This is a genomic window from Kitasatospora sp. NPDC091335, assembly GCF_044757205.1.
Lineage (GTDB): Bacteria > Actinomycetota > Actinomycetes > Streptomycetales > Streptomycetaceae > Kitasatospora.
The window spans coordinates 61115-75212 of sequence record NZ_JBIVUM010000026.1; the positions used below are offsets into that span (position 1 = coordinate 61115).

A 14098-nucleotide genomic window follows, 5' to 3' on the forward strand; every position below is an offset into this window, starting at 1 on the left:
GGCCCCACCGCCCGGCGCGGGCGGTGGGGCCCGCGGCCTCAGCCGGTGACGCTGGCGGCGCCCGTCTCCAGGTGGCCGGTGAAGCGCTGGGACCAGCTGCCGTCGGCGTCGACCGTCACGGTGAAGTCGTACCAGCCGTTGGTGTAGGCCACGGCGTTGAAGAAGTCGGTCACGCTGCCGCCGGCCGGGACCTGGTACGTCCAGGGACCGTCCGTGCGGTAGTTGTCGGACGCGATGGTGAAGGTCAGCGGCGTGGTGCCGGAGTTGGCGAGCCTGAAGTACACCGCCGGCTTGCCCGTGCCCGGCTCGACCGCGTACGAGGCGGTGACCGCCGCGTTCTTGCCCGCCTTCGTCGCGTCGCCCTTGAATCGGCGCAGGAAGCGGTTGGGGCCGACCACCGTGAGGTCGTACGGGCCGCCGCCGAAGCCGCTGCCGCAGTTGAAGAAGTCGCTGGTGCTGCCGCCCGGGTCGACCGTGTACTGCCAGGGGCCGCCGCCGCGGTAGGCGTTGGCGTACGCGGCGAAGTGCGCGGACTTCGCCGCCGGCGCCCCCACGTTGGCCATCGTGATCCAGACCTTCATCAACCCGCCCGAGCCGAACTCCAGGTGGTCCAGGTTGGCGTTGGGCTGGTACGGCAGGGCCCGCGCGGGCCGGGTGCCGGGCTCCTGCACCGGGAGCTGGTTGTTCACCGGGGCCGGGTTGGGCAGCGGACCGCAGGCGGCGAGGCCGATGGTCTGCGAGGTGTCGGGCAGTGCGGGCAGGCCGTACACCGGGTTGGCGAAGTCGAACACGCCGGTCAGGTCGCCGCAGACGCGGCGGCGCCAGTCGCTGATGTTCGGGCAGGTGGCGGGCTTGCCGAGGGCGGCCGTCCAGGACTCCAGGAAGCGCAGCACCGAGGTGTGGTCGAAGGTCTCGGAGTTGACCCAGCCGCCGCGGGTCCAGGGCGAGACGGCGATCATCGGGACGCGGAAGCCGAGGCCGATGTTGGTGCCGCCGTAGAACTCGCCCGGGGTTCCGGCCGGGGCGGCCGGCGGCGGGACGTGGTCGAAGAAGCCGTCGTTCTCGTCGTAGTTGATGAACAGGATCGACGAGTCGAAGACGTTCGGGTCAGCGTTGAGCGCGTCGATCACCATGTGGACGAAGTGCGCGCCGTCCACCGGGGTGGAGTACGGGTGCTCGGAGGAGGCCTGGTCGGGGACGATCCAGGAGACCTGCGGGAGCGTGCCGGCCAGCACGTCGGCCTTGATCGCGGCGGCGATGTCGTCCGGGGTCCTGCCGGTGACCTTGGGCACCGAGCCCATGCCCTTGACCGCGAGCGGGCTGCCGGCCGGGGCGCCGGAGAACTGGCTGAAATAGGCCAGCGCGTTGTCGCCGTAGTTGTCGGCGGCGTTCTGGTAGACCTTCCAGCTCACCCCGGCGCTCTCCAGCGCCTCGGCGTAGGTCTGCCAGCGCAGGCCCTTCTCGTCGCCGCCGTCGTAGGCCGGGCCGCCCGCGGTGCCGGCCGGGTCGATCTGGCCGGACCAGTGGTAGGTGCGGTTGGGGCCGGTCGCGCTCAGGACGGAGCAGTGGTAGGCGTCGCAGATGGTCCAGTTCTCGGCGAGCGCGTAGTGGAACGGGAGGTCCTGGCGGGTGAGGAAGCCGAGCGTGCGGACGTTGCCCTTGGCGGCGACCCAGGAGTCCATCCTGCCGCCGTTCCAGGCCTTGTGCTGATCCAGCCATCCGTGGCTGAGGTCGCCGTTGCATTGGGCGAGGCGCTCGGGGTCGGCACCGCCGGCCGGCTTGGTCAGGCTGAACTGCCACGGGTACTGGCGGGAGAGCAGGCCGTTCGGCTGGTTGAAGACGCTGTAGCCGCCGGAGATCTGGATGGCGCTGCGGTCGGCGAAGCCGCGCACGCCGCGCAGCGTGCCGAAGTAGTGGTCGAAGCTGCGGTTCTCCTGCATCAGGATCACCACGTGCTGGGCGTCGCGGATGGTGCCGGTGGTGCTGAGCGCGGTGGTGGCGGCCGTCGCGGCCGGGCCGCCCGGGGCGGCACCCGCGGCGCCGGCACCGGTGCCGGCCACGGCGAGGCCCGCCGCGGCGGCACCGGACAGCGTGACGAACTTCCTACGACTCAACTCGGCCATCAGAACCGGTCCGTCCCTTCGCTGGCGATGTTGTGCACACAAGTCGGGGCCATCGATCGCGGAGAAGTCTCCACCGCGGCCGAACCGGGCCACCAGATGCGGGCGCCAGGGTTGGCGGACTGTTCGCCGGAACGCCACCGGGGTTCGCCCGGTCGTCACCGAGCGACGCCCGGCTGAACGGACGAAGGGGCCGGGGTGCTCAGCGGTCCTTGACGTCGATCCCCAGCGCCTGGGCGAACTGGGGGGCCAGCTCCATCAGTTGGAGGGAGCTGATGACCGCGCCGCGCAGCCCCTGGTGGCCGTCGGTCAGACCGAGCCGGACGGCCCCGCGCAGGTCGGTCTTGCTCAGCGTCGCGCCGCGCAGCCGGACCTCCTCCAGCGTGGAGCCGGGGAAGGACACCCCGGTCAGCTTCGCCTCGCCGAAGTCCACGTCGCGCAGCAGGCAGTCCTCGAAGACGACGTCCCGCAGGACGGCCGAGCGCAGGTTGACCGCCTCCAGCTTGCAGCCCCGGAACACCACCCGGCGCAGCGCCGAGCCGTACCCGGCGACCCCGGCGAGCACCCCGCCGACGAAGGAGCTGTCCTGCCACTCGGAGCCGCTCAGGTCGCAGGCGACCCAGCGGCCGGCCTGCACCCAGACCTCGTTGAACCGGGCCTGGCGCAGCTTGACCCCGTTGAGCGCGACGCCGGTGAAGGCGCACTCCAGGAAGGACCCGCCGGCGCCGGACTCGTCGGTGTGCTCGCCGCCGTCGAAGTGCGCGGTGTCGTACCGCTCGTCACTGCGCAGCGGCCCGGTGTGCGGGCTCAGCAGTTCGGCGTACGGGAGGTCGGCGAGCCGGTCGGGGACGGCACGGGACATGGCGGTGGCTCCTGCGGTCGGGGGCGGATGGATCTCGCCCGCATGCTCGCACGCGGCACCGACAACGGCCCGTACCGACAACTGCCCGCACCGACGACGGCCGCCCTGCAACGGGCCGCCCGTACCGACGACGCCTGCCGCGGCCCCGCCCTGCGACACGCCGCCCGACAACCGCGGCGCCCCGGACCGGCCGCGTCGAGGCGGCCGGTCCGGGGCGCTCACCGCTCGGGTCAGCCGCGCGCCCAGAGCGAGTTGACGCGGCTGCGCTCGGTGGTGTTCGGGTAGGCGTTGGTGCAGGAGGTGCCGGGGCCGCCGCCCGACATCAGCTCGCTGCACGGGCCGGAGTAGTGGTCCGGCAGGCCGAGCACGTGCCCGGTCTCGTGCGCCACCACGCGCACCGAGCTGTACTGCTGGTTCTGCTGGTAGTCCAGGAAGACGTAGCCGCGCCCGTGGCCGTCGGTGCTGGCGTACGAGCCGCGGCTGTCGTTGCCCTCGTAGTAGCGGAAGTCGGCGGCCGAGCCGGACTGCAGCTTGACGTTGGCGACCGAGCCGTTCCAGATCTGCGCGGACTGGGATATCTGGTTGCGGAAGGACGGGGCGGAGCTGGCGTCGTAGGTGACGGTGACGACCGCCAGGCCGGGGTTGGCCGCCTGCTTGGCCTTGGCGGAGGCCATCACGGCCTGGAAGAAGGCCTGGTTGTTGGCCGTCTCCTCGGCCGAGCCCGCGTACGTCGTGGCGGTGTAGCCCTGGACGGCCGGGGCGGCCGGCGCCGCGGCGGCGGCAGTGGTGGGCAGGACCGCGAGGCCGGCCGCGAGGGCGAGGCCGAGGGTGGCGGACAGCACGGATCGCTTCATGTGGGGGCTCCGATTCGTGGGGTGTCGTGGCCGGTTGGGGGCCGGCCCGGGGGAACACCTGGTCAACGGATGGTGTCCCCAGAGCTTCGGGCAACCCGGTGCGCCCGCGGATGATGGCAACCCGCGATAGCACCGTCCAATACCCTGCCGGCGGAGCCGAATTGAGTGGCCTTTTCCTCGCCTTGACCCAATCGTGCCCCTGGCATTCAGTTCCGGTGGCGGCTAGGCTCCGGTCCGGGGAAGTACCCGGAGTGGCGGGCCGACCGATTCCGGCCGGACGGCCCGCCGCGCCGAACTTACCTGCCGGACATGTCAGTTCCGGGCCGCGAGACCGTTGGCCCAGAGGTAGTCGACCTGGCTGCGCTCGTTGCCGTCGGGATAGGGATTGGTGCAGGACGGGCCGGGGCCGCCGCCCGACATCAGCTCGCTGCACGGGCCGGCGTAGTCGTCGGGCAGGCCGAGCACGTGCCCGGTCTCGTGCGCCACCACGCGCAGCGAGCTGTACTGCTGGTTCTGCTGGTAGTCGAGGAAGACGTAGCCGTGGCCGTGGCCGTCGGTGCTGGCGTACGAGCCGCGGCTGTCGCTGCCCTCGTAGTACGAGAAGTCGCCGTTGCCGCCGGTCTCCTGGAGCCGCACTCCGCTCACCGAGCCGTTCCAGATCTGCGCGGCCTGGGATATCTGGCTCGCGAAGGAGGGCGCGTTCGCGGTGTCGTAGGTGACGGTGACGCTCAGCAGCCACGGGTTCGCGGCCTGCCGCGCCTTGGCCGAGGCCATCACGGCCCGGAAGAAGGCCTGGTTGTCCGCGGTCTCCGCGGCCGGGGCGGCGTGTGTCGAGGGGGTGTAGCCCTGGACGGCGGGGGCGGCGGGCGCTGCCGGTGCCGCGGTGGCGGCGGTGACGGGCAGGGTCGCGAGGCCGGCCGCGAGGGCCAGGCCCAGGGCGGCGGACAGCACGGATCGCTTCATGTGGGGGCTCCGATTCGCGGTGCGCCGGCTCGCGGGGGCCGGTGGGGGCCGGGCCCGGCGACGGCGCACGGTGGGGGCCGCCCCACGGGTGTGACCGGGGGCGGGTTGCTGCTCCCGAGCTTCGACCCGCCCGGGGCCGTCACGGATGATGTCAACCGGCGATAGCACCGCCGCATGCCGGCCGGGCCCGGCACGCGGTCCGGCCGGGCTGACCCCACCGGACGAACCCGTCGAGCGAACCCCCCGGACGAACCCGCCGCACGAACCCACCCCACGTCCGCCACACGTCCACCGCACGTCCGCCGCACACGACGCCGGCCGTTCCGTCGGCCGGCTCCCCGACACGCCTTGAATGCCTGTCATGTCCTTGGCGAGACGGTGGGGCGGCGTCTATGCTCCCGGACGTGGAGCTCGACGTGAGACACCTCCGGGTGCTGTGCGCGATCGCCGACACCGGCAGCCTCCGCAAGGCCGCGCTCCAGCTCGGCATGACCCAGCCCTCCCTCACCACCCAGCTGCACCGCATCGAACGGGCCATCGGCGGCACCCTGTTCACCCGTGAACAGACCGGCAGCCGGCCCACCGCGCTCGGCCACTCGGTGCTCTCCCGGGCCCGGCCGGTGATCACCGAGATGGCCGCCCTGGTGGCCGCCGCCCGCCAGGAGGCCAGGGACTCGGCCGGGCCGGGCCGGCAGCGACGGCTGCGGATCGGCAGCGTCGGCAGCCGGGCGGTCGCGGCCTGGCTGCGCCGGGTGCACGAGCGGCTGCCGGACACCGACACCACCATCCACGTGGACATCTCGGCCAGCGCGCTGCTGCGGATGGTCGCCGCCGACCAGTTGGACGTGGCCTTCGTGTACGAGAGCGAGGGCTTCCCGCTGCGGGTGCCGCCGGACGCGGAGCAGCGGGTGCTGATGGCCAGGGAGCCGCAGTTCGTCGCGCTCGCCGCCGGGCATCCGGCCGCCGCCCGGCCGGTCGTCCACCTGGCCGACCTCGCCGAGGACACCTGGATGGTCGACCCGACCGCCGACCACGAGTACGCGGCGATGCGCCGGGTGTTCAGCGAGGCCGGGCTCAACCCCCGGGTGCTCCAGGTGCGGGACAACGCCACCGCCGCCGAGCTGGTCGCCTCCGGCGAGGCCGTCCGCCCCTGCCAGCCGACCTCGCTGCCCGGGCCCGGCACGGTGGTCCGCCCGGTGCACGGGGACCCGCTGGCCGTCCGGCTGCTGTTCACCTGGCGTCCGCGCGTGCTCAGCGCGCCCGCGCTGGACGCGCTGTACGGCGAACTGCGGGCCGCCTACCTGGATCTGGCCAAGGTCAACCCGGCCTACCTGGCCTGGCTGGCCCGGCACGAACCGGTACTGCTGGGGCGGGCCGGCTAGCCCGTCCTCGCGGGAGGGAGTCAGCGGGCGATCCCGTGCCTGCTCTCCCGGCCGTGGACCAGCACGCCACCCGCCACCATCAGCGCGCAGACCAGGCCCGCCGCGAGCACCCCGGAACCGCCGAGCGCGGTGCAGGCCAGCACCAGCACGGCCCCGGCCGGGGCCAGCGACTGGGCCACCACGCCCCGCTTGGTGTGCCGGGAGTGCAGGAGCCAGACCGTGACCAGGAAGACCGCGGTGGGCACGGTGACCGTCGCGGTGGCGGCGGTCTCGGAGATGTGCGCCTGGTGCACCGCCGACTCCACGGCCACCTCCAGCCCCGCGCCGATCGCCGCCGCCGAGCCGAACACCAGGTAGTGCCCGTAACCCCAGACCAGCGCCTGCCGGTTGGAGCGCAGGTGGTCGTGGACGGGCCGGGCGAAGTAGATCCACCAGGCGGCGAAGCAGATCAGCAGCCCGCCGATCGCCACCGGCACCAGCCGGCCCAGCTCCTCGTGCTCGTCCACCGCCGACTGCACCGCGACGGTCGCCGCCGCCACCGTCTCGCCGAGCACGATCAGGGTGAACAGCCCGTACCGCTCGGCGATGTGGTGCGGGTGCCAGGAGGTCCGCATCCGCAGCTCGGCGACCACCGGCACGGCCAGCTCGCACAGCACCCCGACCGGGATGGCGTAGGGCCGGGCGCCGGGCGGGAGGAACAGCATCACCACCCAGCCGATCTGGCAGAGCGTGATCCCGGCCGCGTAGCCCAGCGCGACCCGGCGTGCCGTGCCCTGCTCGCTGGCGGCCGCCCGCAGCCACTGGGTGACCATGGCCAGGCGCATCACCACGTAGCCGGCGATCGCCAGCGACAGGTCCTGGGTGGCGAACAGCCGTGGCACCCCGGCGGCCAGGATCAGCACCCCGGCGATCTGCACCAGGGTGGTGACCCGGTACGGCACGTCGTCGACGTCGTACGCGGAGGCGAACCAGGTGAAGTTCATCCAGGCCCACCAGATGGCGAAAAATGACAGGGCATAGCCGGTTCCGCCCGCTCCGTAGTCCCCGGCTGCCAGGGAGTGGGCCAGTTCCCGCCCGGCCTGGCCGACCGCGACCACGAAACAGAGGTCGAAGAAGAGTTCCAGCGGGGTGGCGACCCGGTGCGGCTCGTGGCGGTCGCGCGGAACCATCCGGCGCACCGGCGGCGGGTCGACGGGGTGGCTGCGGGGTACCGCGGCGGCGGGGTCACTGGCCATCGGAGCTGCTCCGGGGGTGTGCGGGAGGGATCGTCCCGGGCATCCTGGCAGCGGCCCTGGCCCGGCGCACGTACCGGCGCGGCAGCTGTGCACGCACCGGCACATCAGTGTGCACGCTCCGGCGCACTCCTGGACTACCGCACGCCCCCGCCGTGATCGACCCGAATGTCCGCTTTTTTTCCTTGCCGTCAGCCCCAGTTGACGCTTCGGTGCGCGAACCGGGTGACAGCGCGGCGGGATTCCGGGCGCGTCCCGCGCGCTGCGCCGCGGGCGGCCGGAGCGCCGCTAGATTCTTCCCCGGTTGGAAGAGCGCGGGTCCTGCCGGGCCCCACGACACGGGTGGCGTGCGGGCAACGCGGAAGGTCAAGGCGGGTGGCGGGACAGCGGGGGCGGCGGAGCCGATCCTCCCGCGTCCGCGCCACCGGCCTCGTGATCACCGCGCTGCTCGCCAGCGCCTGCCGCGCGGCCCGACCGGCCCCGGCCGTGGCGGCGGCTACTTCTCCCAGCCGAGCACGCTGTAGTCCTCCGTGGCGAGGCCGAAGGCGCCGTAGTTGGCCAGTCCCTTGCGGGTCGCCACCACGGAGGGCCGCTGGTAGAGCTCGACGGTGTGGCCGAGCTCCCAGATCTTCGCGTCCGCCTGGTTGTAGAGCTTCGCGGCCTCCACCGGGTCGACCGTCCCGGCCGCCTTCTTCAGCAGCGCGTCGATCTCCGGAGTGCCCAGCCGCGAGGGGTTGCTGAAGGTGTTGTCGCCCACCGGCAGGCGGAAGTTGGCCAGGCCCTTGGAGTTCGGGAACGAGTCGGTGTTGCGCCAGCTCGCGATGTCGAACTTGCCCGGGGTGACGTACTTGGCGAAGTAGTCGTTGGCGGCCACCTTGTCCAGGTCGACCTTGACCCCGACCGTCTGCCACATCGCCGCCGCCGCGGTGGCCAGGTCGAGCTGGGCCTGCGTGGTGCCGTCGCTGAGCACCCAGTGCAGTTCCAGCGGCCTGCCGTCCCTGGTGCGCGGCCGGCCGCCGCCGGACTCCTTCCAGCCGGCCTCGTCCAGCAGCGCCTTGGCCGCGGCCGGGTCGAACTTCGCCCAGTCACCCGAGTTGTCCTGGTAGCCCGCCTGGTTGGGCATGATGATGTGGTTGCCGAGCGGCTTGAACTCCACCGGCACCCCGTTGTTGGCGATCTTGATCAGCGCCGAGCGGTCGAGCGCCCTGCCGAGCGCCTGGCGGACCTTCCGGTCGGCCAGCGCGCCGGTGCCGCCGAAGGAGATGTGCACCTCGTCCCACGGGCTGGCGGCCCGGATCACGGTGTCCTTGGCGTTCTTGAGCTGCCCGTACGCGGTGGCGGTGCCCGCCGAGGCCAGGTCGATCTCGTTGTTGAGGTACGCCTGGATGCTCGCGGCCTTGTCCATCACCCGGAAGGTGATCCGGTCGAGCTTGGCCCGGGCGCCCCACCAGGCCGGATCGGGGACGAGGCTGAGGGTCTGCGCGGTCTTGTCCGCGACGCCGATCTTCAGCGGGCCGGCGGTGATCGGGATCCTCTCCACCCAGCCCTTGTTGAAGTCGTCCGGGGTGGCGATGCCGGCCGCCGGGATCAGCGGGCGGAACAGGTTCTGCCAGTCCGCGTACGGCTCCGAGAAGGTGACCTCGACCTCGCCCGGGCCGGCGCCCTGCTCGACCGCGGAGATCAGCTCGTAGCCGGACGGGTCGTAGATGTTGTACGCCGGATCCTTGCCGCTGCCCGCCTGCCAGTCGGCCCTGAAGTCCAGGTAGCTCAGCGGCTTGCCGTCCGACCACACCGCCTTGGGGTTCAGCCGGTACGTGATCACCTGCGGCGAGGTCGAGGTGACCTTGGCCTCCACCAGGTAGCCCGGGTTCGGCCGGAAGGTTCCGGAGGCGTCGGTGCGGAAGAGCGAGGGCTCCAGGGCGCGGATGAGGTTCACCGTGTCGGTGTAGGAGCCGCCGTCCACCTGGAGCGGGTTCCACTGGGTGATCCACTGGTCCAGCTGGAGGCGCACCTCGCCGCCGTCCTTGACCTGGTCCGGCGGCCTGGCGTTGATGTCCTCGGAGTCCTGTCTCGGCGGCTCGCTCTTGGCCGCGCTGTCGGCCGAACCGCCACCGCCCGAGGTGCACGCGGTGACCGCGAGCACGACGGCGACGGCGAGGGCGGCCGCCCGGCCGAGACGGCGGGCCGTGGTGGAAGCGTCCATGAGGGTCCCCCTGGGACTGGTGACGGGAGTCGGGGCGCGCGAGGTGTGACGGGTCTTGATCGTGGGCAGCCAATTCGGCACCGGGCCAGCAGAACGTAACAGCGGATCAGATCCGCCACCAGGGGGAGGAGCGCACACCTGATCGAGACGTCACGCGCGGCAACACCGCCGCAACACCCCCTCAGTGCGCCGGTGCTTCACTCTGACCTGCGCGTCCCCAATTCCCTTGTCGCAAAAGTCATCTGACACCAAAACAGGAACACGACAGGACCCGGACCGGAGGCCACCACCCGATGCCCACCAGACGCGTCGGCCCCACCCGCACCACGGACGGCCGTTGATGCTCCGCTACCTGGCGAAACGGCTGGGCTACTACGCGGCACTGCTGGTCGCCGCCGTCTTCCTGGCGTACGCGGTCTCCGCGACCGCCCTGCAGCCGCGCACCTACTTCGAGGCCAAGGTGCCCCGGCCGTCCGCCGAGTCGGTCGAGCGCCAGCTCACCGCGCTCAACCTGAACGACCGCACGCCGGTGGTCGAGCGCTTCGGCCACTGGGCCGGCGGGCTGCTCGACGGCGACCTCGGCCGGAGCATCCACGACACGCCGGTCACCGACGACTTCGGCCGCCGGGTCCTGGTCTCGCTGCGGCTGCTGCTGCTCGGCAGCCTGCTGGGCATGGTCCTCGGCGTCGCCGCCGGCGCGTGGAGCGCGGTGCGCCAGTACCGGATCTCCGACCGGCTGCTCACCGTGCTGTCCTTCGTGCTGCTCTCCACCCCGGTCTTCCTGGTCGCGCTGTTCCTCAAGAACGGCGCCATCGCCGCCAAGGACGCGGCCGGCCACGAGGTCGTCCCGTTCACCGGCTACGAGACCCCGGGGCTCGCCGGCGGCCTCGGCGCCCACCTCGCCGACTGGGCACTGCACCTGCTGCTGCCCACCATCTCGCTGGCCCTCGGCGGACTCGCCACCTACAGCCGCTACCAGCGCGGCACCATGCTCGACGTGCTCGGCTCCGACTACCTGCGCACCGCCGAGGCCAAGGGCCTGACCCGCGGCCGGGCGCTGCTCAGGCACGGCCTGCGGACCGCGGTGATCCCCATGTCGACCATGTTCGCCTACAGCTTCCTGGGCATCTTCACCGGCGCGATCTTCACCGAGACGATCTTCGGCTGGCACGGCATGGGCGAGTGGCTGATCAAGTCGATCAACGAACAGGACGTCAACTCGGTGGTGGCGATCAACCTGTTCACCGCCGTCGTCGTGCTCGCCTCCGGCTTCCTCGCCGACACCCTGCACGCCGCCCTCGACCCGCGCGTGCGGTCCTGACCGGAGGAGAGCCGAGTTGACCACCACCGCCACCGCCACCGCCGGACCGGCCGGCCCCGACGACCCCTCTGGTCCCGCCGGTCGCGGCCGGCTCGTCCTCTCCCGGCTGCTCGCCGCCCGCGGCGCCGTGGCCGGCGCCGTCGTGGTGCTGCTGCTGTTCGCGCTCGCCTTCGGCGGGCCGTACCTGACGCACTGGGACTACGCCGCCCCCGACTTCTCCGCACTGCACCGGCCGCCCTCCGCCGAGCACCTGTTCGGCACCAACGGAGTCGGCCAGGACGTCTTCGCGCAGACCGTCCGCGGCTTGCAGAAGTCCCTGGTCATCGGCCTGCTGGTGGCCCTGTTCTCCACCGCGCTGGCCTCCGTGGTCGGCGCCTGCGCCGGCTACTTCGGCGGCTGGGCCGACCGGGCGCTGATGTTCCTGGTGGACCTGCTGCTGGTCTTCCCGGCCTTCCTGGTCATCACCATCGTCTCGTCCCGGCTGAAGAGCGCCGGCTGGATCGCCTTCGTCCTGCTGCTCGCGCTGTTCAACTGGATGATCACCGCCCGGGTGGTCCGCTCGATGACCATCTCCCTGCGCGAGCGCGAATTCGTCCGCGCCGCACGGTTCATGGGCGTCCGGCCGCTGCGGATCATCAGCCGGCACATCCTGCCGAACGTCGCCTCCTTCCTCGTCATCGACGCCACCATCGCGGTCGGCGGCGCCGTGATGAGCGAGACCGCGCTCTCCTACTTCGGCTTCGGGGTCAAGGCGCCGGACGTCTCGCTCGGCACCCTGCTCGCCGCCGGGACCGGCGAAGCCCCGGTGTTCCCCTGGCTGTTCTACTTCGCCGCCGCGCTGCTGGTGCTGTTCGTCCTCGCCGTCAACCTGATCGGGGACGGGCTGCGCGACGCCCTCGACCCCACCTCCGGTGCCGCGCCCCGCCGTTCGCGGGCCACCCGTCGTTCCCGCCGTTCCACCGACCGTTCCACCGACCGCTCCGCCGGCCGGTCCACCAGCCAGTCCGCGAGTCGTAGGAAGCGCCCGTGACCACCACCGTCGACACCCCGCTGCTCGCCGTCCGTGGCCTCCGGGTGGACTTCGCCGGGCCCGCGGGCCCGGTCCCCGCCGTCCGCGGGGTGGACCTCACCCTGCGGCGCGGCGAGACCCTCGGCATCGTCGGCGAGTCCGGCTCGGGGAAGTCCGTCACCGCGCTGTCCGTGCTCGGGCTGCTGCCCGGCACCGCGAGCCTCAGCGGCTCGGTGCGGCTGGACGGACGGGAACTGGTCGGACTGCCAGGCCGGGAGCTCGCCGCGATCCGCGGCCGCCGGATCGCCATGGTCTTCCAGGACCCGCTCTCCGCGTTCACCCCGGTCTACCGGATCGGCGACCAGATCGCCGAGGCGGTCCGGATCCACCAGCGGGTGGACAAGGCCGCCGCACGGCGAAGGGCCGCCGAGCTGCTCGACCTGGTCGGCATCCCGGCACCCGGCCGGGCCCTGGACAGCTTCCCGCACGAGTTCTCCGGCGGCATGCGCCAGCGCGCGATGATCGCCATGGCGGTCGCCAACGAGCCCGACATCCTGCTCGCCGACGAGCCCACCACCGCGCTCGACGTCACCATCCAGGCCCAGGTGCTGGACGTGCTGCGCACCGCCCGGCGGGAGACCGGCGCGGCGCTCGTCCTGGTCAGCCACGACCTCGGGGTGATCGCCGGAACCGCCGACCGGGTCGCGGTGATGTACGCCGGACGGGTGGTCGAGACGGCCGGGGTGGACGAGCTGTTCGCGGCCCCGCGCCACCCGTACTCGCTCGGCCTGATCGGCGCGCTGCCCCGGCTCGACGGGCGCGGCGGTCCGCTCGTACCGATCCCCGGCACCCCGGCGCCGACGGCCGAACTGCCCCCGGGCTGCCCGTTCGCGGCGCGCTGCCCGCTGGCGGAGGAGCGCTGCACGGCGGCCGAGCCGGCCCTGGAGGGGGCGGCCGGTCATCTGTCGGCGTGCGTCCGGTCGGCGGAACTCGCCGACCGGCGGCCCGCACCGGCCGAGGTCTACCCCGTCCCCGAGCCGCCGCCCGTCGCCGGCCCCGGCGACCGCTCGTCCCGGACACCGGTGCTGTCGGTGAGCGGGCTGGGAAAAACGTTCCCTCTCCTCAAGGGAACGGTGTTCAAGCGCAAGGTCGGCGAGGTGTACGCGGTGGACGGCGTCGACCTGGACCTGCGGGAGGGCGAGACCCTCGGCCTGGTCGGCGAGTCCGGCTCCGGCAAGTCCACCACCCTGTTCGAACTGCTGCGGCTCGGCGCCCCGGAGACCGGCCGGATCGAACTGCTCGGCCGGGACGCCGCCGCGCTCACCCGGGCCGAGGCCCACCGACTCCGCGCCCTGGTGCAGATCGTCTTCCAGGACCCGATGGCCAGCCTCGACCCCCGGATGCCGGTCGGCGACATCGTCGCCGAACCACTGCTCGCCCAGCGCGCCCCGCGCGAGGAGATCGCCCGCCGGGTGCCCGAACTGCTCCGCCAGGTCGGCCTCGACCCCGGGCACGCCGTCCGCTACCCGCACCAGTTCTCCGGCGGCCAGCGCCAGCGCGTCTCGATCGCCCGGGCGCTCGCCGTCCGGCCGAAGCTGCTGGTGCTGGACGAACCGGTCTCCGCCCTGGACGTCTCCATCCAGGCCGGGGTGCTCAACCTGCTCCAGTCGCTCAAGGCCGAACTGGGCCTCTCCTACCTCTTCGTCTCGCACGACCTCTCGGTGATCCGGCACCTCGCCGACCGGGTCAGCGTGATGTACCTCGGCCGGACGGTCGAACAGGGCGAGGTCTCCGCCGTCTTCGACCGCCCCCGCCACCCGTACACCCGTGCCCTGCTCTCCGCCGTCCCGCTCCCCGACCCCGCCGCCGAGCGCGCCCGCGACCGGATCCTGCTGGCCGGCGACCCGCCCCCGCCCACCGAGCGCCGCACCGGCTGCGTCTTCCGCACCCGCTGCCCGCGCTACGCCGGGCTCACCTCCCCGGCCGACCGCACCCGCTGCGAGCAGGAGCGGCCGGCCCTGGCCGACAACGCGCCCGGGACGGACCACCAGGCGGCCTGCCACCACCCGGAGCCCACGACCGGAACCGGTCACCGAAGGTGAAGCATCGAACACGATTCGGCGGATCGGGTGAGCGCCGTGTAAAGTCTCCG

Annotated in this window: 10 protein-coding genes; 4 read left to right on the forward strand and 6 right to left on the reverse strand. The window is 72.8% G+C overall.

Annotated elements, in window-relative coordinates; translation table 11 throughout:
• Positions 1–38 precede the first annotated feature (38 nt).
• The 4 genes from ACIQOW_RS36260 to snpA (ACIQOW_RS36275) form a co-directional block, all read right to left on the reverse strand.
• Positions 39–2123, reverse strand: a complete 2085-nt coding sequence (locus ACIQOW_RS36260; protein ID WP_401092104.1) for a phosphocholine-specific phospholipase C — start codon at positions 2121–2123, stop codon at positions 39–41.
• A 199-nt stretch (positions 2124–2322) separates the two neighbouring features.
• The gene (locus ACIQOW_RS36265) at positions 2323–2982 is read right to left on the reverse strand and encodes a pentapeptide repeat-containing protein (RefSeq protein WP_401092105.1); all 660 of its coding nucleotides are present in this window, start codon (positions 2980–2982) and stop codon (positions 2323–2325) included.
• A 230-nt stretch (positions 2983–3212) separates the two neighbouring features.
• Entirely contained in the window at positions 3213–3836 is a 624-nt protein-coding gene (gene snpA, locus ACIQOW_RS36270) for a snapalysin (protein ID WP_401092106.1), read from the reverse strand.
• A 312-nt stretch (positions 3837–4148) separates the two neighbouring features.
• Positions 4149–4799: a snapalysin gene (gene snpA / locus ACIQOW_RS36275; protein ID WP_401092107.1), complete on the reverse strand. Its 651-nt coding sequence runs from the start codon at positions 4797–4799 to the stop codon at positions 4149–4151.
• A 404-nt stretch (positions 4800–5203) separates the two neighbouring features.
• Between snpA (ACIQOW_RS36275) and ACIQOW_RS36280 the strand changes: the two genes are divergently transcribed.
• Positions 5204–6181 (forward strand): LysR family transcriptional regulator, encoded by a 978-nt coding sequence (locus ACIQOW_RS36280; protein ID WP_401092108.1) that lies wholly within the window; start codon positions 5204–5206, stop codon positions 6179–6181.
• Positions 6182–6201: 20 nt separating this feature from the next.
• Here the strand turns inward: ACIQOW_RS36280 and ACIQOW_RS36285 are convergent, their stop codons facing one another.
• Positions 6202–7416 (reverse strand): low temperature requirement protein A, encoded by a 1215-nt coding sequence (locus ACIQOW_RS36285; protein ID WP_401092109.1) that lies wholly within the window; start codon positions 7414–7416, stop codon positions 6202–6204.
• Positions 7417–7909: 493 nt separating this feature from the next.
• The gene (locus tag ACIQOW_RS36290) at positions 7910–9616 is read right to left on the reverse strand and encodes an ABC transporter family substrate-binding protein (protein ID WP_401092110.1); all 1707 of its coding nucleotides are present in this window, start codon (positions 9614–9616) and stop codon (positions 7910–7912) included.
• 340 nt (positions 9617–9956) lie between these two features.
• Between ACIQOW_RS36290 and ACIQOW_RS36295 the strand changes: the two genes are divergently transcribed.
• Genes ACIQOW_RS36295 through ACIQOW_RS36305 form a run of 3 tightly spaced genes read left to right on the forward strand, consistent with a single transcriptional unit; the run spans position 9957 to position 14048 of the window.
• Positions 9957–10937 (forward strand): ABC transporter permease, encoded by a 981-nt coding sequence (locus ACIQOW_RS36295; protein WP_401092111.1) that lies wholly within the window; start codon positions 9957–9959, stop codon positions 10935–10937.
• 16 nt (positions 10938–10953) lie between these two features.
• On the forward strand, positions 10954–11967 hold the full coding sequence (locus ACIQOW_RS36300) for an ABC transporter permease (RefSeq protein ID WP_401092112.1): 1014 nt from the start codon (positions 10954–10956) through the stop codon (positions 11965–11967).
• Complete coding sequence (locus tag ACIQOW_RS36305; RefSeq protein WP_401092113.1) at positions 11964–14048, forward strand: dipeptide ABC transporter ATP-binding protein; 2085 nt, start codon at positions 11964–11966, stop codon at positions 14046–14048. The genes ACIQOW_RS36300 and ACIQOW_RS36305 overlap by 4 nt, the downstream gene beginning before the upstream one ends.
• Positions 14049–14098 lie beyond the last annotated feature (50 nt).

Bases quoted from the DNA above. Each gene is read 5' to 3' on its own strand.
- ACIQOW_RS36260 (WP_401092104.1), bottom strand. From the start codon at position 2,123: ATGGCCGAGTTGAGTCGTAGGAAGTTCGTCACGCTGTCCGGTGCCGCC.
- ACIQOW_RS36265 (WP_401092105.1), bottom strand. From the start codon at position 2,982: ATGTCCCGTGCCGTCCCCGACCGGCTCGCCGACCTCCCGTACGCCGAA.
- snpA (WP_401092106.1), bottom strand. From the start codon at position 3,836: ATGAAGCGATCCGTGCTGTCCGCCACCCTCGGCCTCGCCCTCGCGGCC.
- snpA (WP_401092107.1), bottom strand. From the start codon at position 4,799: ATGAAGCGATCCGTGCTGTCCGCCGCCCTGGGCCTGGCCCTCGCGGCC.
- ACIQOW_RS36285 (WP_401092109.1), bottom strand. From the start codon at position 7,416: ATGGCCAGTGACCCCGCCGCCGCGGTACCCCGCAGCCACCCCGTCGAC.
- ACIQOW_RS36290 (WP_401092110.1), bottom strand. From the start codon at position 9,616: ATGGACGCTTCCACCACGGCCCGCCGTCTCGGCCGGGCGGCCGCCCTC.
- ACIQOW_RS36295 (WP_401092111.1), top strand. From the start codon at position 9,957: ATGCTCCGCTACCTGGCGAAACGGCTGGGCTACTACGCGGCACTGCTG.